This is a genomic window from Brevibacillus centrosporus, assembly GCF_003710815.1.
In the GTDB taxonomy this organism is placed as follows: Bacteria; Bacillota; Bacilli; order Brevibacillales; family Brevibacillaceae; genus Brevibacillus; species Brevibacillus centrosporus.
The window spans coordinates 175,926-193,848 of sequence record NZ_RHHP01000001.1; the positions used below are offsets into that span (position 1 = coordinate 175,926).

A 17,923-nucleotide genomic window follows, 5' to 3' on the forward strand; every position below is an offset into this window, starting at 1 on the left:
CCTCCGCTCATTATCTTGACGCCAAAGAAATGACCAGCGACTTCGGTTGTTCGTCACGATGCACGACGAGCAACTGATTCCCTTCTGAAGACCAGCTTCCTCTCACCACTTGCTCTCCAAACAGGTTCAACAGCTCCAGCTCTTTTGAAGCGAATGGTTTTTCGTCCACTTGAGCTTCCACCAATCCCCCTTCTGGCGATGTGTACGTGAGAGCAGCATTTTGACTCCAAGACGGCCACTTGCCATCTCCTAGAACGGAAATATTTCCTGTCCGCACTTCCATGACCTGTACTTTTCCCGCCTTCGTATAAGCCAGAAAACGGCCATCCGGCGACCATTCCGGCTGCGAGCCCTCCGCCAGCTTCCACTCCTGAAAAGAAACGGTACTGCTCACCCAAATTTCCTCGACCCCGTCTTTTATCCTCGTGTAGGCGATCGTCTCGTCGCCTGGAGACCATGCAGGAGAATGATAGGTGACGTTCTCCTCTTCCTTTAGCAAGCGACTGCTGCTCACGTTATTTTGGTCAGGAATGTCGACGATCCAGATCCTCGCTTGTTTTCCGCTCTGCTCGACGACAGCGACCTGTTCATTGTGATTGGCCCAAGATAAAGCGCGATATTCTCCGTCCGTAGCTGGTAAAGAGATATTCTCGGGATGTTTCTTTTCATCTACGGAAACCGTACGAATCACCGATGGAGACACGAGGTAGGCAACCTCTTTTCCCGTAGGATCGATATCGACCTGCTCCTCCGTGGTATGTGCAGGCAACGTCAGTAAGCCTTGCTTGTCTACGGCTAGAACGTCTTTTTCCCACCACGAATAGACCCCAACCGTGATCGCAGCAATCATGACTGCGGCGCAAACACGAAGCAGCTTTTTCCGGCTGTGCGGCATTTTCACCACAACCGAATCCGTTTTTTGCAGCTCCAGCTCCTTCATCCTCTGGAGCAGCTGCTTTTTCAGTTCCGTTTTTAATTGATAATTGACCGGAACAGCTTGGCGCATCTCCTGCAAATGGGATAGCAGCGATGTGACCGTCTGCTCGTCCGTTCGGTCCCGGGGGATTCGATCCTCTTCTTTCATTCGGACTCCCCCTTTTCGTACATCTTTTGAAGTTTTTGAAGCCCTCTGTATGAAATCATTTTTATGCTCGACTCCGTCTTGCCCAAGACTTCTGCCACTTGCGCAATTTTGAGATCGGCAAAATAGCGGAGCATCAGAACGTCCTTCTGATCTTGGGACAACAAATCAAGCCGGTCTCGAAGCAGGCGTATTTCTTCCTTGGTCAACGCCTGCCTCTCCGGCTGCCATGTATCGTCCTGTTCTGCCCCAAGCAAATCTTCCTGATCGACGGGCAGCTCCCTGTTCTTCCGCACGAAATCCACAAACGTGTTGTGAGCGATGCGGAAGATCCAGGAAGCGAACGGACTTGTTCTGCTGTATTGTTCAAATTTTTCCAGCGCTTTTAAAAATACCACCGTGGTCAAATCGTCTGCATCCCAGGGATTTTGCACACGGCATCGCAAATAACGATTGACGCGATCAAAATACTCGTCATACAGTTCTGTAAATGGACGTGACTCATAGAAGTCCCCGTTTGATTGGGCCGATGGTTGCGCGGAACGCTCAATTGCCATTCCCATTGCGTTTTCCTCCAGCCTGACAGCACAGCTTTCGATTTACCCAAATCGATTTCCCGGCTCAGACATACTTGTTCTACTTTAACTAGGTAATACGTTTTGAACAAGAAGAAAGTAACAAGCTGCGGGAAATTTTTTTCCAACTATTTTCCTAGGGCCCGATCCAGTTCTTCTATAATGTCTGCTGCCGATTCAATCCCAACAGACAATCGAACCAGCCCCATGGTTATCCCTGTAGCTTGTCGCTGTTCTTCGGTAAAGGCACGATGCGAAGTCGTAACTGGATGCGATACCGACGTTTCCACACCGGCCATTGAGGGTGCAAATTTGATCCATTCCAGCGCGCGGTAAAAGTCATAGATGCTTCTCTCGTCCGCGAGCGTAAAGGAAACCATCGCTCCCTGCTTTTGACGCGCGAAAAAGGAAGTCGACTCCTCAGAAGGGTAGTACACCGTTTTCACAGCTGGATGCTGTTTCAGGAAATTCGCAACTTCGCGGGCGTTGTCACATTGACGTTCCATTCTCAGCGCCAGCGTTTTCAAGCCTCTGGACGTCAGCCAAGCCTCAAACGGGCTGAGCGAGGCGCCATAATTGCTCACAATCTCCCGTGCTCTTCCCAGCAGCTCCGCATTCCCGACCAAAACGCCAGAAGTGACGTCGCTGTGACCACCGATGTACTTGGTGGCACTATGAACGACGAGGTCCGCACCAAGGGACAGCGGCTGTACCAGATAAGGAGTCGCAAACGTATTGTCTATCATCACTGTAAGTCCGTGGCTTTTTGCCTGTTTGATCCAAAAAGGCATGTCGGCAACGGTCAATAGCGGGTTCGTGATCGTTTCCATGAAAAAGAGTTTGGTCGTTGAACGAATATGGTCAGAAAGGGATTCCAATTCGTTCAAGTTAATACATTCCAGCTCGATCTGGAAACGGGTGAGCTCTTTATTGAGCAAAGCATAGGTACCGCCGTAGATTTCATGGGAAGCCAGCACATGATCGCCTGGCTGGAGTACAGCGAGAAGTCCTGCCATGATCGCCCCCATCCCAGAGGATGCACTCACACCTGCAGCTGCGCCTTCCAAGGCTGCAATCGCGTCCGCAAGCTCCGCCTGATTGGGGTTGCCGTTCCGTGTATACAGGTATTCTCCTTCACCTGTATAATATTTTTCCACTTCTTCCAAGCCTTCAAATGCAAAAACAGATGTCTGGTAGATAGGCGTTGACTTACTCTGCACTTGCCGCAATGGTTGATGCCCGATATGTACGGTCTTTGTTTCAAATCTTTCCCCCATGCTGATCACCCAACCCTTTTTCTCCCATCATATCACGAGAAAAGGAATCAATACTAGAGAATAGACGATTGGCGTTCTCCCTATCAGGTGTGTTATAATTCGGAACCGTAAACTCCTATTCAGGAAGAAGCAAAGGAAGGTGCTTGAGATGAAAAGACTGATACCTACCATTTTCGCTTGTCTGACAGCGATCGCTTTGGTTACAGGTTGCTCCAGCGCAAGTAACGAGAGTGCTCCACCGACACAGCCGACAGCTCCAGCTGAAACTCCATCGAAGGAGCCTGCCCAACCACCTGGACCAACCGGTGCGAAAAAGTATGAGAAAGCTCCTGCTATGCAAATTGACAAAGCGAAAACATACCAAGCGAAGGTCTCTACAACCATGGGTGACTTTACGATTGATTTGTTTGCAAAGGACGCCCCTATTGCCGTAAATAATTTCGTTTTCCTTGCAAAGGACAAGTTTTATGACGGAGTTACTTTCCATCGAATCATTAAAGATTTCATGATCCAAACAGGCGACCCGCTTGGTACTGGGGTTGGAGGTCCAGGCTATACGTTTGAGGACGAGCTGAACAACGGTCATAAATACGAGGCTGGTGTTGTCGCCATGGCAAATGCAGGCCCGAACACGAATGGCAGTCAATTTTTCATCGGAACGGGGAAAGATGTCGAGGGATTGAAAAACTCTCCGAACTACACCATTTTCGGTAAAGTTAGCGGCGGTATGGATGTCGTTCAAAAAATCGCGGCAACCAAAGTCAAAAACAATCCAGAAACAGGAGAGCCTAGCACTCCGGAACAAACGATTAAAATCAATTCTGTGACCATCACGGAGAAATAAGCGAGCGCATGACAACACCACTGCTTTTTGTGCAGTGGTGTTTTTATGTCAGCTAGCCTGAAATATGTTCACCAAGGATTGAAGAAACAGTGACAGCAGCAAATTACTTAACCCGATATTTGTGAGTCAAACGATCAGAGCAGACGTGCATATTTACTCTCTGGGAGAAGTTACCTACTCGGTAGGAGCTGTAGCAGCTGGCCTCCTGTTTCCTTTTCTCACTCAAAAAATGGGAGCTTTTTCATACATGGTTTCGCATTACTTGTTGATGGCATTTGCCCTCGTGCTGACGGTTACTCTACCCTACTGCTGGATTTTTGTTCTCTTATCCACCATTTTAGGCGGGGGCAACGTTTCCACTCGTCTGGTTCGCCAGACTCTGTACATGGAGCTGCTGGGCTATTTCAGTCTGGCAAGCCTTTTGGTCATGCTGCAATAGGGATCGCTTTGTCGCCAAGCCAGTCAACACTTTCCATTTGTGTTTCGACTGGCTTGTTCCATGTATTCCCTTTCGCTTGATTCCCTCAGCAATGACGCGGACGAAAAGCTACAGAAAAATAGTCCAAAATGATTCTTGTGCAATGGACTTGTAGTTCCATGGAACCATTTCCCTCTTGAACCATTCCGACAATGCCGATACACTTGCATAAGTCCCGATTCGCTTCCGCATTCAAAAGCAAAAAGCGATAAGGAGTGGTTCCCGTATGTTGACACACGAAGCGCGATTGCGCTTTTTATTCTGGATCAATGGTTTTGGCTTCATGCTTTTATGCCTTTTCGTCACGCCGACAAGTGCCACCGCACCACATTTCAAGGTAGCAGCACCTGCACTCGCAGACAAATCATCCACCCCCAAAAGTGTTGCCATACCGGAAACAAAAGCAAAATCGATTGCTCCAGCCACAAACGGAAAGAGCCCTAGTGTCTCGGTAAGCCGAGATCAGCGGCCAAAATTGATACGCAATGGTAAGGTGAAAGTATCGGAGCGCGAAATGGAACTGCTCGCCCGGCTTGTTTATGCGGAAAGCCGTGGTGAACCGTATGAGGGGCAAGTAGCAATTGCTGCTGTCGTATTGAATCGGGTAGCATCATCAGAATTCCCCAATTCGGTTCGGGAGGTCATTTTTGCTCCCAATGCATTTTCGCCAGTAAATGGCGATCATCTCTCTCAGAAGACAAATGAAAGTGCTCGAAAAGCAGTGCAAGATGCGGTAAATGGAAAAGATCCAACGAATGGATCCCTTTACTTCTTCAATCCTGATACAGCTACGTCCAAGTGGATTTGGTCGAGACCACAAACGGTTGTCATCGGAAATCATAGATTTGCCAGATAAAGAGGTCAAAACAAAAGTTGAAAAAGTAAGAGCAGAAAAATTTAATAATACTTTATTTTTATTTAATCTGTATTTTACTTTTACTTGCTATCTTTGTATCGTAAGCACTTTTTCAACGCATTGAGAAAAAGCCCGATGTTCTACTTTGAATGTTGATCCTTGCTATGCTTTGGGTGAGAGCAAAGCATGCTATCTGGATCGATCGGTTTTTTTCTCAATCGCCCCCAATACTTAGGCATTCCCCAAAAGGGAATGCCTCTTTTTTTTGCTTAGATGCCCTATGTTAGCTCTTTCTTCATGTATGCGTGTTTTGCAGAGATCGCGGCCAGCTCATTTCCTGACGCCAAATTGCTGATGGACCTGCTGTTCTGTCTCCAAGAGAGAGCTGGATGGAGGAGTCGTTTGGCGAAATGCCTCGCGCATCAGCCTAGTAAAGGTTTGCGCTTCTTCGGCTGCTGCCTTTTTGATCGTTATCATGCTATCCATCCCTTTACTTTCTTGTTTAGAACCCGTAGACAGACATACCGCCATCAACAGAGATCGTCTGGCCCGTAACATACGCTGCCGCATCCGAGGACAAGAAAATCGCCGGCCCAACTAAATCCTCTACATCTCCAATGCGCCCGCTCGGTGTACGCTGCAGAATTTCTTGAAGATATTCTTCATCGCTTAGCAAAGCCTCCGTCAGTGGAGTGCGGAAATACCACGGCGCAATCGCATTGATATTTACCCCGAACTTGCTCCATTCCAGTGCCAGTACTTTGGTCATTTGGATGACTCCAGCTTTGCTCGAGCCGTATGCTATTCCTGTGCGCATCGCGACTACCCCTGCTACAGAAGCGATGTTGACAATGCGTCCATACTTTTGCTCGCACATGATTTTCCCTGCTGCCTGACACATGAAGAAGGACGCCTTCAAATTCAGGTCTACCACGCGATCCCATTCTTCCTCTGTCACTTCATTTGCTTTTTTTCGTATATTCATTCCTGCATTGTTGATCAGAATATGCAGCCCTCCCAATGCCTCTACGGTTTGGGCAACCACTTGCTCTGCGGCACCAGACGCTGTCAAATCAGCTGTGATCGGGTACGCCTTGCCGCCTTTTGCCTCGATGGCTTGCACGGTCTCGTCCAGATCCTTCTGGGTACGCGCAACGACAGCCACCTCGGCTCCAGCCTCAGCCAGGCCCAGTGCCAATGCTTTTCCGATTCCTCTCCCCGCTCCTGTTACAATTGCAGTCTTGCCAGTCAAATCAAATCGTGTCATATTGCGTCTTCCCCTTTCTTTCGGTCCTGTAGTGAATTCTCTATCCATCGCCATTTCCCTTGTCTTTTGCTACAATATACCTGTCAGGAAGGAGGCAGGAGCGTGCGATTGTACAGTCAAATGACGTTAGCGGAATTACAGGAAGAAATGGAGCGTCTCCGTCAGCAGGCAGAGGAGAAAAAGAACGCGGGCGACGATTCTCAATTTGGCATTATCCAGCAAAAATACTTTATGGCGAAATCGTATTACCTCGGCACGGATGAGTTTCGGATCGGCGGCAAATACAGTGTCCCTGAATACGATCAGCCTTTCACCATCGATTATTTTAACGGGGTGTTTGCGTGGGGCCGTTTTCCCGATTCAGATGAGCAGACCGGTTTTCCTGTGGGAATGCTGGAAGATTGGTTTGGTTGAGGAAGGATATAGAAGAGGACAGGAGCTCTCTCCCGTCCTTTTTTCATTTCGCCCGAGCAAGCACGGCGTTTATTCCATCTGGATATACTAACAAAAACGAAAGCGGGCTTTAGAACCATGGACTGGATCAATGTCACCCTGCTCGTTCTCTTGGCCTTAGGGGTTTTCGGCAACAACGCGACTGTCTCGATTGCCGTCGGGATTCTTCTTTTAATGCGGCTTCTTCATCTCGAGCGATTCTTTCCCTTTCTCGAGCAATACGGCCTCCATGTCGGTATCATTGTCTTGACCATTGGGATCCTAAGTCCTCTGGCCAGCGGAAAAATCAAACCGGAATCCATATCCCAGCTCTTTACCAACTGGCAATCGGTATTAGCTGTTCTCGTAGGGATATTCGTCGCTTACTTGGCTGGAAAAGGTACGTCTCTCATGTCTGCAAACCCTTTTATTGTCACCGGACTACTGCTAGGAACCATCATCGGCGTGACATTCTTTCGAGGGGTTGCGGTAGGACCGCTCATTGCTGCAGGAATCCTCGCTTTTATCCTGCAATTTATCCCCAAATAATGCCTTTATACCCAGCGATCTTTGAGCTGAATGCCATATGCCAGGATTTGTGCTGGGGTAACCAGGCGAAATCCTTGCTGTGGCCGATGATCGATGGTGAGTTTGTCGGTATCCATGTGTTCGATGGTCTGCGAATCGATGGCGAGGGTTACCTCCCCGATTTTGATGACTTGATCCGTTGGGTTTGCTTCGTCCCACCATAACGCGTATTCCACATTCATTCCGCATCCACCCACGAGTTCACCGTTGATCCGAATGGTTTGATCTGGGCGGCTGGCTGCTATGATTCGTTCCTTGGCTTCTTGGGTAATGGTTACTTGCATGGCTTGTATCCTCCCTTCCGTTTGCCCAATTTATAATTGGGATGCATCTTTTCTTTCATGATAGCATACAATGCTTGAAAGGCAGCAGAAAGGACGATCTTCTATGAACATTTACGAGCGAGATGGTATATTTGTCGCAGAAACAGAATTCCAATCGGAGCATGTTGTCATTTTTGCGGATACATGGGAAGAAGCAAAAGAGAAACTGTTTGTCAGACTTCTCGTATTAGAAATGATTGGATGAGTGAAGGCGGGTCGCCACCAAGACCTGCTTTTTTCAACCTCAGAGTGCCATCGAACAGAGGAGCTACTTCATGAGCCATACACTAGCAGCGGTCGATGAACAAACGTTGATCTCCAGCATTCGCCAGCAGACTGCCCTGGCCAATCGGAACAATCTCACCCGAACCAACGCCTATTTACAATTTTATCGCCAGCATGAGGAAATACATTGGGCCCTGCTTGCCCATCTCGTATCTCGAAATGGCGGTTGGAATATGACCGATTTAAAAGGGGAATGGCTACCGCTGCTGATGGACGAGCAAGCAATCCAGCCATTTTTTTGGTTTTTGGAGAGGAGTAACTGGCTGATCTTTCATGATGCTTATGCGCAGTTATTGCTCTATGCGGAAATGAAGCGCACCAAAAAAGATCTCACTCCCCTTCTCGTCCCTCTCGGCGTATCCGTTTTTATGCAGCGCTTTTGGAGAGAGTTTCTGTCGACCGGTGATTCTCGTCGTTTGACGCACGCCATGATTGTAAATGAACAGCAGTTCATCGAGCAGCGTGTGATACATAAGCCAATGGCCGTGCATCGTGTATTTGCTACGTTCGCCTACTTTACCCAATCTGCCTTGTCCCTCAGTCAGGTACTTTTTCCGTACAAGGCGCACCCGACAGACCGCAGGCTTCGTCTCATCGGGATGGATGTTCAAGACTTTCCCGAGGTGGAGCAGCGGATCGCTACCGGAAAAACGCTCTACAAGCTTCTCTATGCAGATCCCCTGCGATTTGAGCAAATCCGCCAGTTTGCCTGCCGAATCCCGCATTCCGGCTCCCGAGCTGACTATTGGCCTCAGATTTTTACCACCCGTTTGCCCCGCGCTGCTACGCAAGACTCTTATCATTTGCACTTGCAGGGGGCAGAGCTTAGAGATGGCCAAAAAAAGCTGTATAGCCCCCCGCTCAGCGCTGCTTGGAAGGATATTGCTCACACGGCTGCGGACGGAGTCGATTGGTTTCGCGATCCAAAATGGGTCGAGCTGGTGGATCAGCCCGGTGATTTGCCGACGATTACAAGTGAAGATTACGTTCGCGCTTTGCAATGGATGGAGTATGGTATCAAGCTTGTCACAATGCTCACGTAGAAATGCGAAAAGAAAGGATGATTCATGCCATGAATGAAATCGTGGAGAATCAAAAGGCTTATCTCCTCTCCTGCTGGCTGCCCAGCGGGACTTTTCGTCTTGCTCCGAAAAACAACCAGATCAATCCGTACTTTACGAATCTCGCGTTGATCGCACTCGTCCGCATGCAAGAATGGGATTGCGTCAGAAGCCATATCGAATGGTATCTGCACCATGTCAACGCTGATGGGTATGTGAATGACTATCGGCTTGAGGGGACGCTCGAAGTCGATACAGGAAAAGCGGACAGCGAAGATAGCTATCACACAACATTGTTTAGCCTGCTGGCCGAAATGATGCGAGCGAATGAGGAAACGGCCTGGGTCGAGCCCTACAAAGATGAGCTGATTGTTTTGATGCAGGCAGTGGCAAGGCTTCAACAAAAGGATGGTTTGACATGGGCAAAGAGATCCTATCGCGTCAAATACTTGATGGATAATTGTGAGGTCGCCAAAGGATTTGCAGATGCTGCCCATGTGTTTTCCATGCTGGGCTGCGATGAAGCAGCGGAGGAGGCAAACAGGCGAGCTGCGGCCTGCCGAGCAGGCATCCAATCCATGTACAGCGCGCTGCGCAAATCCTATGCTGTCTATGACAGGTCCTATCCAGGCTGGAGAAAATGGTATCCGGACGTAACTTCTCAAGCATTCCCGATCCTTTATCAAATGGCCCGCCCCGATGAATACGTACTTTTGTATGAGAAAATAACGAAGGCTTTTCCTCACTTCGATACGTTTCAAACCGGCGATTTGTACCCGTGGATGGCAATGGGTGAGTGTGCCCGGCTCATGGGCGACTGGCGCAGGGTCGACTCTATGCTGACAACGGCGGCTGAATTGTACATATTCGGGCCGAGATCCCCCTACTGGCTGATTCATGAATCGGGACGATTTGTGGAGTTGTCTCTGTTTTCACGGCCACTCTGAAAACATTACACTTTTTTAACAAGGAAAACTCGTCCAGCGCACACCGAATCCCTTACAATATGTACAGGAGGTGTTTGCCATGTCTCCATCCACTGGAGAAGTCGTAGCGGTTAGCTTAAGCGATACTCACACGTTCAGCAAGCAGAACACAGACGCGATTCACCTTGTAAAAGGTCTTGGCGTACAAGGAGACGCTCATTTGGGAGAGACGGTCAAGCATCGTTCGCGCGTCGCTCAAGATCCTACGCAGCCAAACTTGCGTCAGGTGCACTTGATCCATGCAGAACTGTTTGAGGAATTGCAAGATTCCGGTTTTCAAGTATCTCCGGGGCAAATCGGGGAAAACATTACTACGCGCGGCATTTCTTTGCTTACCCTGCCAACAGGGGCGATTTTGCGTATAGGGGAATCCGCGATCGTCGAAATCACAGGGCTTCGTAATCCCTGTCCCCAGTTGAACGGCTTCCAAAAAGGGCTGATGGATGCCCTCCTGGATCACGATGCAGAGGGCAATCTCATTCGAAAAGCAGGAGTCATGGGCATCGTGCTCGCTGGCGGTGAGGTGCGCCCAGGTGATCCAATCCAAGTCGAGCATCCCGCTCTGCCCCATCGCCCTCTTGAGCGAGTCTGAACGGTTCCGCTTCCTGTCAGTGTTCTCCTGCAGGCAGCGGACTTTTTTTATTCACGATCTGATCGATCCATTGGTAACACGTCTGCAATTCCTCTTCTGTGATCCAGTCGGAACGATGCTCAAACATAATTGTGATATCAGGATTGTGCGCCGTAATCAGATTCAGATAGTCTTCGATCGGTGCCCATCCGTCCTCTGGCCGACAATGGGGCAAGGCTGGATAACGGCTGAAAGCAAATGAATCCGTGAACTGTACGTTCCATAAGTGAACCAGTTTCGCATACTTAGCGTACCGATTCAATACAGCTCTCGCATCAAAAGAAGGGTCGATTTTCTCTTGCATGAAGAGCCTTCCCGTATCCAGGCATAGTTTTATATTTGGATAGCGGCACAGAAGGGACTCCAGAAAGTCTTCCTCGTATACATACCGATTTAAGGCATCGAATTCGAGAACAGGCGTAAAGGAATACTCATTGGCTTTGTTATGAAGCCACGCAAACAACCGCTCGCTTTTTACTACAAGCTCCGAATAATCGTACTCGCTCTCAAACACATATTCCTCTCGAGCCGCAAACCGCCACTTGTCCCAGTTTACCCGATCATCGAGCAGGACTGGCTTTGGATAATGAAACAGGACGTAATCAGGGCCTATCTTTCCAAGAATATCCAGCTGTTGTTGGATATAATCGTAGGCATCCTGTCTGACCCGCTCATCCTGTGCGAGAAACAAGGCATCACGCAGTCTAGTTTCGTCGCTTCGTATGGGAAAATGGATTCCGATTTGGAACGCATTTCGCTTTGCTTCCCGGATCAATTTCTCTACCTCTTCCTCTGCTTCAAAGAGGCACGCCTCGATTCCATAGAAGCCTTTTCTAAAATCTCTTCGGTACTTCTCTTCTTCAAAGCCCCCATAAAGCCCAATCATGAAATTGTGCATACTGCCCTCCTGCTCCGTCCCCATAGAAAAAGCTCCCTTCTAAAGGCAGCTTTTCGTTGAATATCGATATTTCACTTTTTCTTTCGCTGAATTTCAGGGTCTCCCCCTTGCGATACGACCAGAAAGGGTGTAAGCTCCCCCTCCTCCCAGAAAAAGGGCAGAACAGAGATCGGAACCTGTCCTTTTGAGGCAAAATCATAAGTCAGTCGCGCCAAAAGGTGTGCACCTGTATCGCCAGAAAGATCGGCGACGATGAGAACATCCTGATGAGGGATGGCCACACCTAGCTGATCCCCTTGCTTTTGCTGGTCAAAGCTTTGCAGCAAAGTCTCCAGCAGCACCCGACTGGCGGCATAGCCATCTGTCGGACTGATGAAGTGAATGCGATTTCCCGCTACTTCCTGTGTTTTGACCGAGTAAGGCAATCCTTGCAAATTTTTCATGGCAGCCTGATGCAGCTGTTCTTCGCTCCAGCCGGCCTGCGCAAGCATCTCACGCTCAATCAGGAGATACCCTTCCCCTAAATCCAGAGCGTACAACACGGCCGTATCCGCTGTATGCTCTCTGGTCACCCAGCGATCCGGGTATTTCGCGATTATGGACGAGTGGCGCAGCACAGGATACACATTTCGTTCCTGCCCATTCAGGCTATGTTCAGAAGGACGTGGAGCTGCTTGTTTCTTGTTTTCACTCATACTTTTATCCTCCACTCCCTACTCCCAAGGTGGTCTTTCATCTTCTTCTGCTGATCTCGCTGTGGCCACTTCCGGAACCGCGTAGCTGCGTGCCTCAATCTCGCGGACAAGGTCTGTAAGCGCCTTTGGCTTCACGAATTCAACCGGGGATACCCCTCGTTCAAACTGAAGCTGCTCCCCTTCCAGCAGGACCAGATAGCGGCCGTTAACCTTTGCAATATGCAAGCTGGTACCGTAATCGGCCAAAAGCGTGCGAATTTGCATATGATCCAGCTTGAACTTCAGCTCGACCTCTGGCTGACGATCGGTAATAATCTGCATCGCTTCCATGACGGTTTCGTGCTCCCACTTCTCAGCGAGCTCCCGTTTGGGGCTGGCTGCTATCAGCTCGATCGCCTCTTCTTCGCGCAGACGCTCTTCCGTTTCTTCCGGATACGCAAACTCAATATGCTGTCTGGCGAGCGAAATGACTTCCTCCGAGACGATTTGCGTGACCGTTTGCGGATATTCAATGAACCGCAAAAACTCTTCAAAATACCTCGCATGAGAAAATTGATGGATCTTCACGTGATAAGGATCATTCATTCCGGATTCGATCATATACGGATACATTAACGACTTCATGTTCTTCGCATTGATTGCCATTTGCACATTGGCGATCAAGCTTTTCTCATCTGTGATCACCGCTGTTTTTTGTTCGAAATCACATTTTAAAATAAACACATAACGCTCGTCCAAAAGCTCCAAACGCGTCCTCACGATGATCATCACGCCGCCGCGTACTTGAGACGTACGCAAATACGACTGAATCAGCTCCTGGCAAGGGTCCTTGCTTTCGCCGGATGTTTCCGCTACCAGCAGTCGTCCAAGCAGGGCGTAGTTTGGATTGGAATCCAAGGGATGACCGGGTTCCACGATAAATTGCCCCAGCTTCGTCGGGCTCCCTTCCGACTTTGGATTCAACTCTACTTTTCTTTTGGCTATGCGAGCGAATTCTCCATCCAGGAAATCGCGCAGTTCGCTTTTTTGATACTCATCATGGCTTAAATAGCGGGTCATCTTTACTTTTTTTACGCCATCCTCTTCCTCCGGCTGTTCAATCAGAAAAAAGGATAGCCAATCAATGGTAAAATTCATCTCATTCCGCTCCCGTCTACATGTAACGAATCGATTATAGCAAACCTCATTAAAAAGCGGTCAGCCATTTTTCGTAAACATGGTAAGATGGGAGTCAGGGGGGAATCGGACAATGTGGAACAAAATCGTTACGTGGTGGAATAGCACGATGCGGGACCGTCCATATGCGCCTGGACGGCAAATCGACCGTTATCAGATTACCAAAGTGCTAGGTATGGGCAGCTACGGCATTGCCTATCTCGCAAAAGACCTGACCGATGGCTCTGATGTCGTGCTCAAACAGGTGAAGCCCAGTCTGCGTCACTCCCCTAAAGGAGAAGCCATGCAAGCCTATGAGCAGAAAGTGCTCTCCACCCTCTCTCACCCGCAAATCCCTCGCTGGCTGCATTCCTTTACTTACAGGAAGGATTCCTTTCTCGTCATGACGTTTATCGATGGGCCTACGCTAGAAGAAGCCCTTTTTGATCAGATGATAACGATCGACGAGTACTCAGCTTCCCGCTTGATGAAAAAAATCGCAGAGATCGTCGCCCACTTGCACGAGCATCGACTGATCCATCGGGATGTACGCATACCCAACGTTATTTGGCATAATGATGAGCCATATCTCATTGATTTTGGACTGGCACGTTTCTTGGGAGACAGTCCTACCTATTCTGCCGAGGCATTATCCGATTATCATTCCGAAAAGCAGCTAAAACGGGAGGTCGCTCCTTCCAGCGATTTGTTTGCACTAGGACATTTCTTTCTATTCCTGTTGTATTCAAGCTATACGCCAGACGAAAATGCGTCTGAACAAAGCTGGGAGCAGGAGCTGTCTTTATCACCTGCCATCCATGCGATGATTCGCCGTCTTCTGCAGCTAGATCCGCCTTACCACACGGTCGAGCAGTTTCTTTGCGATCTGGAGGACTATCTGAGAGAAAGCAACCACTCGAACATCCGGCCATGGAGTCAGTAAAAAAGAGCTGAGCAGCCGCAGAGTTTCCTCCTGCAGCAGCCCAAGCTCTTTTTGCCTTTTACTCGGATATTGGCTCGTTTTTCGCTTGTTCGATCTTTTCCTTCAGTTCCCCAGCTTCACGCTTTAGTGTCTGCCGCTCCTGCTTGGAGAGAACTTCGCCACCTACTGTACCATTCACCAATAAATCCTCTTCGTACAAACGATCTTTGCGCATGGAAACCTCCTGCTGACAAGAGTGGTTCTTTCTTGTCCTACTTTGTTCCAAAGCCGCCCTTCTTATGTACGCGTTTTGCTGGATTCGATGGCTTGGCTCCGGATTTAGCCGGTTTTCCACTCGCTGGTTTTCCATTTGCCGGCTTCCCAGCTCTCGCCTGTGGCTTCTGTACCGGTCTTGGGTCTTCCAAAGCTCCGTGAGACATAAATTTTTCTGCGATAGGCACACCCGTCTGCTTGGAGAACTTCTCAATAATGAAGCGCTCCTGAGTACTGACGATGGAGAAGACAAGCCCAGCACGCCCCATCCGGCCAGTCCGGCCGCTGCGATGCACATAGGTATCTGCATCCGAGGCCGGGTCATAATGTACGATGCACTCCACTTCTGGGATATCAATCCCGCGTGCAGACACATCTGTCGTGATCAAAACAGGGAATACGCCATCCCGGAATTGCTGCAGCGTACGAGCCCGCTCTTCTTTTGTCGCATCGCGATGCAGCAATCTGCTTGGGAGGTGGTGGTAATTAAGCTTGGAGACGATTTCATCGACCTTCTCAATCTGGTTTACGAAAACGATGGAAGACCGTACATCAACGAGACGGAGCAAGCGACGCAGCGTATCCACCTTTTTTCTGGGATCGGTGATCAAATACATGTGCGCAACACCTTGTGCCCCTTCAGGAGCAGCAGCACGGATGACAGCTGCGTCTCTGGTGAAGACCTCGGATGCCTCCACTACTCCAGCGGGAAGCGTAGCAGAAAAAAGCAATCGCTGTGTATCGCGCAAGGTACGCTTCATGACTTCTGTCACGGGCTTACCAAAGCCTGCATCCAGCATCCGGTCTGCCTCGTCAACCACTACCGTTTTGACCTCATGGACCTTCATTTTACGCTGATCGATGAGTTCCAATAGTCTGCCTGGTGTGGCCACAACGAGAACAGGCTTCTTTTTTAAACGCTCGACCTGACGCTTAACATCAACCCCGCCAATGATCGGAACGACGGCAGTATCACTTCCTGGCAGCAGGCGTTCAGCCTCACGTGCAATCTGCATGACCAGCTCATGTGTCGGAGCCAGTACAATCGCTTGCACGTCTTTTTTGTCCATATTGACTTTCGTGAGTAACGGCAGAAGATAAGCAAACGTTTTGCCCGTCCCTGTCGGAGATTCTACCAGCGCATCACGGCCTTCCAAAATAAGCGGGATCGCTTCCACTTGAACCGGCGTAGGTGTTTCCATATTTCGTTCGCGCAAAATGTCGACAAGCTGCGCGCTAATGTGTAAATCAGCAAACGTGGTGCTCACAAGAACCCTCCTGGCTTGAAAAATCATGCATTGGGTAAGCTTACCACACTTTGCCCGAGGGGAACAGAGGAAAGACCTATGCAAAAGTAGGCGAAATCCAGCTGGACCTCGCCTACTCGTGTATTACCCGTTGTTGGAGTCTTTACGGGTCTCCTGCATTTCCCCTTGATCCTGGCGATCTCGGCTGGTGGTTTGATTACGAGTCCCTTTTGGACCTTCCTGGTAAGCCTCTATTTCCTTTTGAAATTCTTTATCGTAGCCTCGCACATGGCTCACCCCCTCTTGCTATTCTGCCCGGGATGATCTCATTTATTTCCCTGAAACTTTTTACCTATTTCTACGTCCATTCTAATAGAGAGAATCCTATTGAATGGCAGGGTGAAAAATGACATGCAATCCTTATCCCGGGCACGCTCCCATAGACGGACAGCAAAACGACCATGGCGCTGGGTCAAAACCTTGCTACTCGTAACTGTCTCAACCTTTCTATTCTTCTCCCTCGGTGGTCTCGTCTTTTTATTTGGAACAGACACGGGAGAGGATTTGCGAGAATGGGCAGCCGGCACGTTATTAACCACGCAGCATGATTACTGGGCACCTTATACGTTTATTCCGGATGACAAATTACAGGCTTTGAAGGACCAGATCAGGCACCCGGAAGTCATAAACTCCGAGGCAGAAACGAAGCCCACAGAACTACCTGCAACCAAACCGAATGTTGTACCACTGCCAGAAAAGCCAAAAGAACTCGTTGATATTGAAGAAATCAACGTAAAAAAAGACAATTACTACTTTAAGGGCAAGATCATGTACATCCATGACCCAACACGTGTGCAGCTGCTCGTAACCAATCGCAAGGACCGCGGGGATCTGCTCGATGAGTTCGTGAAAAAATCGAACGCGATTGGCATTGTCAATGCGAGCGGTTTTTCTGATCCAGATGGCTACGGCAAAGGGGCGAAGGCATACGGCGTCGTGATTCATGATGGAAAAATACTGCAGGGCTACAATCCAAAAAGTGGCGAAACTGCTCTGGGCATCACCTACGAAGGCAAACTCATTACAGGGAGCTATACCGCAGAACAGCTAGTAAAAATGGGCGTTCGCGATGCGATGAGCTTCCGCCCGCAGCTGATTGTCAATGGCAAGAACCTCTTTACGGATAAACCTGCTCGTAGCTGGGGCATCCAGCCTCGGACAGCCATTGGTCAAAAGGAAGACGGCACCATCGTTTTTGTCGTCATCGACGGCAGACAGCCCGGTCACTCCATTGGCGCCAGCATGAATGACCTGGCTGAACTGCTGGAAGAGAGGGGCATCGTTACAGCGATGGCTATGGACGGCGGCTCCAGCTCCATGATGCTCCACAATGGCGAAGCGATTACGAAAACGTCTTGTCCGTATTATCGGGGGCGTTATCTACCCAATGCCTGGGCAGTCATCTAACGCTAGGAAGAATGACCACTGGAGGGAATTTGTCCCATGAGCTTGCTTTATCATTTCAGTGAGGACCCAAACATTCAAGCGTTTGTTCCGCGGCTCCATCCTTCTCACCCTAGCCTTCCTCCTGCTGTCTGGGCAATCGATGAAGCGCATGCGCCAATGTACTACCTTCCCCGTGATTGCCCACGGATTGCCTTTCGGTTGAAGGAGGATACAAGCACCGAGGACAAAGCCTATTTCCTTGATCAGACTCATGCCGAGATGGTCATAGCGGTCGAAAGCGGCTGGTATACCGCTATCAGGAACACGGTTCTTTATCGTTATACGTTTGCTGCTGAATCCTTTTCCTGCTGGGATACTGGCGCGGGATACTACCGAACTCACTCGGGGGTCTCGGCTGTCTATCCGTTGAAAGTAGCGCCGATGGGCGACCTCTTTTCCAGGCTTTGTGAAGCAAACGTAGAGCTGAGATTGACACCGTCGCTCACTTCACTTCGGGAATTCCTACTTCCTCGCACATTGCAATTCTCCATGATCCGTATGCGCAATGCGCGGCAATAACCGCACACGAAAACAGGCAGCTCC

Annotated in this window: 24 protein-coding genes; 12 read left to right on the top strand and 12 right to left on the bottom strand. The window is 49.4% G+C overall.

The window, feature by feature from the left end; all coding sequences use genetic code 11:
- Window positions 1-10: 10 nt before the first annotated feature.
- The 3 genes from EDM55_RS00900 to EDM55_RS00910 all read right to left on the bottom strand — a co-directional run bounded on the left by EDM55_RS00900 (window position 11) and on the right by EDM55_RS00910 (window position 2,933).
- Entirely contained in the window at window positions 11-1,084 is a 1,074-nt protein-coding gene (locus tag EDM55_RS00900) for a hypothetical protein (RefSeq protein WP_092266804.1), read from the bottom strand.
- Entirely contained in the window at window positions 1,081-1,644 is a 564-nt protein-coding gene (locus tag EDM55_RS00905) for an RNA polymerase sigma factor (RefSeq protein ID WP_092266803.1), read from the bottom strand. The genes EDM55_RS00900 and EDM55_RS00905 overlap by 4 nt, the downstream gene beginning before the upstream one ends.
- A gap of 140 nt (window positions 1,645-1,784) precedes the next feature.
- Complete coding sequence (locus tag EDM55_RS00910) at window positions 1,785-2,933, bottom strand: trans-sulfuration enzyme family protein (RefSeq protein ID WP_174769238.1); 1,149 nt, start codon at window positions 2,931-2,933, stop codon at window positions 1,785-1,787.
- A gap of 148 nt (window positions 2,934-3,081) precedes the next feature.
- On the opposite strand from EDM55_RS00910, the gene EDM55_RS00915 reads away from it, so the two are divergent.
- The 3 genes from EDM55_RS00915 to EDM55_RS00925 all read left to right on the top strand — a co-directional run bounded on the left by EDM55_RS00915 (window position 3,082) and on the right by EDM55_RS00925 (window position 5,111).
- Window positions 3,082-3,777: a peptidylprolyl isomerase gene (locus EDM55_RS00915; protein ID WP_092266801.1), complete on the top strand. Its 696-nt coding sequence runs from the start codon at window positions 3,082-3,084 to the stop codon at window positions 3,775-3,777.
- 247 nt (window positions 3,778-4,024) lie between these two features.
- On the top strand, window positions 4,025-4,216 hold the full coding sequence (locus tag EDM55_RS29900; protein ID WP_139228062.1) for a hypothetical protein: 192 nt from the start codon (window positions 4,025-4,027) through the stop codon (window positions 4,214-4,216).
- 265 nt (window positions 4,217-4,481) lie between these two features.
- The gene (locus EDM55_RS00925) at window positions 4,482-5,111 is read left to right on the top strand and encodes a cell wall hydrolase (RefSeq protein WP_092266799.1); all 630 of its coding nucleotides are present in this window, start codon (window positions 4,482-4,484) and stop codon (window positions 5,109-5,111) included.
- Between the two features lie 330 nt (window positions 5,112-5,441).
- On the opposite strand, the gene EDM55_RS30065 is transcribed toward EDM55_RS00925, so the two are convergent.
- Window positions 5,442-5,588 (bottom strand): hypothetical protein, encoded by a 147-nt coding sequence (locus EDM55_RS30065; RefSeq protein WP_170184289.1) that lies wholly within the window; start codon window positions 5,586-5,588, stop codon window positions 5,442-5,444.
- A 25-nt stretch (window positions 5,589-5,613) separates the two neighbouring features.
- Complete coding sequence (locus EDM55_RS00930; RefSeq protein ID WP_092266798.1) at window positions 5,614-6,378, bottom strand: SDR family NAD(P)-dependent oxidoreductase; 765 nt, start codon at window positions 6,376-6,378, stop codon at window positions 5,614-5,616.
- Between the two features lie 102 nt (window positions 6,379-6,480).
- On the opposite strand from EDM55_RS00930, the gene EDM55_RS00935 reads away from it, so the two are divergent.
- Window positions 6,481-6,792 (top strand): YfhH family protein, encoded by a 312-nt coding sequence (locus tag EDM55_RS00935; protein WP_092266797.1) that lies wholly within the window; start codon window positions 6,481-6,483, stop codon window positions 6,790-6,792.
- A 117-nt stretch (window positions 6,793-6,909) separates the two neighbouring features.
- A complete protein-coding gene (locus tag EDM55_RS00940) occupies window positions 6,910-7,359 on the top strand; it encodes a DUF441 domain-containing protein (RefSeq protein ID WP_122959415.1) in 450 nt (149 codons plus the stop codon).
- Window positions 7,360-7,364: 5 nt separating this feature from the next.
- Here the strand turns inward: EDM55_RS00940 and EDM55_RS00945 are convergent, their stop codons facing one another.
- Window positions 7,365-7,682 carry an iron-sulfur cluster biosynthesis family protein gene (locus tag EDM55_RS00945; protein WP_092266795.1) on the bottom strand — a complete coding sequence of 106 codons (318 nt, stop codon included), beginning with the start codon at window positions 7,680-7,682 and terminating at the stop codon, window positions 7,365-7,367.
- 103 nt (window positions 7,683-7,785) lie between these two features.
- Between EDM55_RS00945 and EDM55_RS30070 the strand changes: the two genes are divergently transcribed.
- The 4 genes from EDM55_RS30070 to EDM55_RS00960 all read left to right on the top strand — a co-directional run bounded on the left by EDM55_RS30070 (window position 7,786) and on the right by EDM55_RS00960 (window position 10,645).
- Entirely contained in the window at window positions 7,786-7,926 is a 141-nt protein-coding gene (locus tag EDM55_RS30070; RefSeq protein ID WP_170184288.1) for a hypothetical protein, read from the top strand.
- 70 nt (window positions 7,927-7,996) lie between these two features.
- On the top strand, window positions 7,997-9,049 hold the full coding sequence (locus tag EDM55_RS00950) for a DUF2515 family protein (RefSeq protein WP_092266794.1): 1,053 nt from the start codon (window positions 7,997-7,999) through the stop codon (window positions 9,047-9,049).
- Window positions 9,050-9,078: 29 nt separating this feature from the next.
- Complete coding sequence (locus tag EDM55_RS00955) at window positions 9,079-10,014, top strand: hypothetical protein (protein ID WP_307723906.1); 936 nt, start codon at window positions 9,079-9,081, stop codon at window positions 10,012-10,014.
- A gap of 79 nt (window positions 10,015-10,093) precedes the next feature.
- Entirely contained in the window at window positions 10,094-10,645 is a 552-nt protein-coding gene (locus EDM55_RS00960; protein WP_092266793.1) for an MOSC domain-containing protein, read from the top strand.
- 16 nt (window positions 10,646-10,661) lie between these two features.
- Here EDM55_RS00960 and EDM55_RS00965 read toward each other — a convergent pair whose 3' ends face one another.
- Genes EDM55_RS00965 through EDM55_RS00975 form a run of 3 tightly spaced genes read right to left on the bottom strand, consistent with a single transcriptional unit; the run spans window position 10,662 to window position 13,414 of the window.
- Entirely contained in the window at window positions 10,662-11,606 is a 945-nt protein-coding gene (locus EDM55_RS00965) for a sugar phosphate isomerase/epimerase family protein (RefSeq protein WP_246070793.1), read from the bottom strand.
- A gap of 47 nt (window positions 11,607-11,653) precedes the next feature.
- Window positions 11,654-12,277, bottom strand: a complete 624-nt coding sequence (locus EDM55_RS00970; protein WP_122959416.1) for a DUF1444 family protein — start codon at window positions 12,275-12,277, stop codon at window positions 11,654-11,656.
- A gap of 18 nt (window positions 12,278-12,295) precedes the next feature.
- A complete protein-coding gene (locus EDM55_RS00975; RefSeq protein ID WP_122959417.1) occupies window positions 12,296-13,414 on the bottom strand; it encodes a DUF3900 domain-containing protein in 1,119 nt (372 codons plus the stop codon).
- 112 nt (window positions 13,415-13,526) lie between these two features.
- Between EDM55_RS00975 and EDM55_RS00980 the strand changes: the two genes are divergently transcribed.
- Complete coding sequence (locus EDM55_RS00980; protein ID WP_122959418.1) at window positions 13,527-14,375, top strand: serine/threonine protein kinase; 849 nt, start codon at window positions 13,527-13,529, stop codon at window positions 14,373-14,375.
- Window positions 14,376-14,433: 58 nt separating this feature from the next.
- Here the strand turns inward: EDM55_RS00980 and EDM55_RS30075 are convergent, their stop codons facing one another.
- From EDM55_RS30075 to EDM55_RS30080, 3 genes are all read right to left on the bottom strand, one after another.
- Window positions 14,434-14,589: a hypothetical protein gene (locus EDM55_RS30075; RefSeq protein ID WP_170184287.1), complete on the bottom strand. Its 156-nt coding sequence runs from the start codon at window positions 14,587-14,589 to the stop codon at window positions 14,434-14,436.
- A gap of 37 nt (window positions 14,590-14,626) precedes the next feature.
- On the bottom strand, window positions 14,627-15,895 hold the full coding sequence (locus tag EDM55_RS00985) for a DEAD/DEAH box helicase (RefSeq protein WP_122959419.1): 1,269 nt from the start codon (window positions 15,893-15,895) through the stop codon (window positions 14,627-14,629).
- A 123-nt stretch (window positions 15,896-16,018) separates the two neighbouring features.
- A complete protein-coding gene (locus tag EDM55_RS30080; protein WP_170184286.1) occupies window positions 16,019-16,162 on the bottom strand; it encodes a hypothetical protein in 144 nt (47 codons plus the stop codon).
- A gap of 123 nt (window positions 16,163-16,285) precedes the next feature.
- Here EDM55_RS30080 and EDM55_RS00990 point away from each other — a divergent pair, with 123 nt between their 5' ends.
- Window positions 16,286-17,341 carry a phosphodiester glycosidase family protein gene (locus EDM55_RS00990; RefSeq protein ID WP_092266788.1) on the top strand — a complete coding sequence of 352 codons (1,056 nt, stop codon included), beginning with the start codon at window positions 16,286-16,288 and terminating at the stop codon, window positions 17,339-17,341.
- Window positions 17,342-17,377: 36 nt separating this feature from the next.
- Window positions 17,378-17,899, top strand: coding sequence for a DUF6886 family protein (locus tag EDM55_RS00995; RefSeq protein ID WP_122959420.1), 522 nt, complete (start codon window positions 17,378-17,380; stop codon window positions 17,897-17,899).
- Window positions 17,900-17,923: the final 24 nt, after the last annotated feature.

What these genes read in the sequence shown, in the direction of transcription:
- EDM55_RS00900 (WP_092266804.1), bottom strand. Translation starts at nt 1,084, where the DNA reads ATGAAAGAAGAGGATCGAATCCCCCGGGACCGAACGGACGAGCAGACG.
- EDM55_RS00905 (WP_092266803.1), bottom strand. Translation starts at nt 1,644, where the DNA reads ATGGGAATGGCAATTGAGCGTTCCGCGCAACCATCGGCCCAATCAAAC.
- EDM55_RS00910 (WP_174769238.1), bottom strand. Translation starts at nt 2,933, where the DNA reads ATGGGGGAAAGATTTGAAACAAAGACCGTACATATCGGGCATCAACCA.
- EDM55_RS00915 (WP_092266801.1), top strand. Translation starts at nt 3,082, where the DNA reads ATGAAAAGACTGATACCTACCATTTTCGCTTGTCTGACAGCGATCGCT.
- EDM55_RS29900 (WP_139228062.1), top strand. Translation starts at nt 4,025, where the DNA reads ATGGTTTCGCATTACTTGTTGATGGCATTTGCCCTCGTGCTGACGGTT.
- EDM55_RS00925 (WP_092266799.1), top strand. Translation starts at nt 4,482, where the DNA reads ATGTTGACACACGAAGCGCGATTGCGCTTTTTATTCTGGATCAATGGT.
- EDM55_RS30065 (WP_170184289.1), bottom strand. Translation starts at nt 5,588, where the DNA reads ATGATAACGATCAAAAAGGCAGCAGCCGAAGAAGCGCAAACCTTTACT.
- EDM55_RS00930 (WP_092266798.1), bottom strand. Translation starts at nt 6,378, where the DNA reads ATGACACGATTTGATTTGACTGGCAAGACTGCAATTGTAACAGGAGCG.
- EDM55_RS00940 (WP_122959415.1), top strand. Translation starts at nt 6,910, where the DNA reads ATGGACTGGATCAATGTCACCCTGCTCGTTCTCTTGGCCTTAGGGGTT.
- EDM55_RS00945 (WP_092266795.1), bottom strand. Translation starts at nt 7,682, where the DNA reads ATGCAAGTAACCATTACCCAAGAAGCCAAGGAACGAATCATAGCAGCC.
- EDM55_RS30070 (WP_170184288.1), top strand. Translation starts at nt 7,786, where the DNA reads ATGAACATTTACGAGCGAGATGGTATATTTGTCGCAGAAACAGAATTC.
- EDM55_RS00950 (WP_092266794.1), top strand. Translation starts at nt 7,997, where the DNA reads ATGAGCCATACACTAGCAGCGGTCGATGAACAAACGTTGATCTCCAGC.
- EDM55_RS00955 (WP_307723906.1), top strand. Translation starts at nt 9,079, where the DNA reads ATGAATGAAATCGTGGAGAATCAAAAGGCTTATCTCCTCTCCTGCTGG.
- EDM55_RS00960 (WP_092266793.1), top strand. Translation starts at nt 10,094, where the DNA reads ATGTCTCCATCCACTGGAGAAGTCGTAGCGGTTAGCTTAAGCGATACT.
- EDM55_RS00965 (WP_246070793.1), bottom strand. Translation starts at nt 11,606, where the DNA reads ATGGGGACGGAGCAGGAGGGCAGTATGCACAATTTCATGATTGGGCTT.
- EDM55_RS00970 (WP_122959416.1), bottom strand. Translation starts at nt 12,277, where the DNA reads ATGAGTGAAAACAAGAAACAAGCAGCTCCACGTCCTTCTGAACATAGC.
- EDM55_RS00975 (WP_122959417.1), bottom strand. Translation starts at nt 13,414, where the DNA reads ATGAATTTTACCATTGATTGGCTATCCTTTTTTCTGATTGAACAGCCG.
- EDM55_RS00980 (WP_122959418.1), top strand. Translation starts at nt 13,527, where the DNA reads ATGTGGAACAAAATCGTTACGTGGTGGAATAGCACGATGCGGGACCGT.
- EDM55_RS30075 (WP_170184287.1), bottom strand. Translation starts at nt 14,589, where the DNA reads ATGCGCAAAGATCGTTTGTACGAAGAGGATTTATTGGTGAATGGTACA.
- EDM55_RS00990 (WP_092266788.1), top strand. Translation starts at nt 16,286, where the DNA reads ATGCAATCCTTATCCCGGGCACGCTCCCATAGACGGACAGCAAAACGA.
- EDM55_RS00995 (WP_122959420.1), top strand. Translation starts at nt 17,378, where the DNA reads ATGAGCTTGCTTTATCATTTCAGTGAGGACCCAAACATTCAAGCGTTT.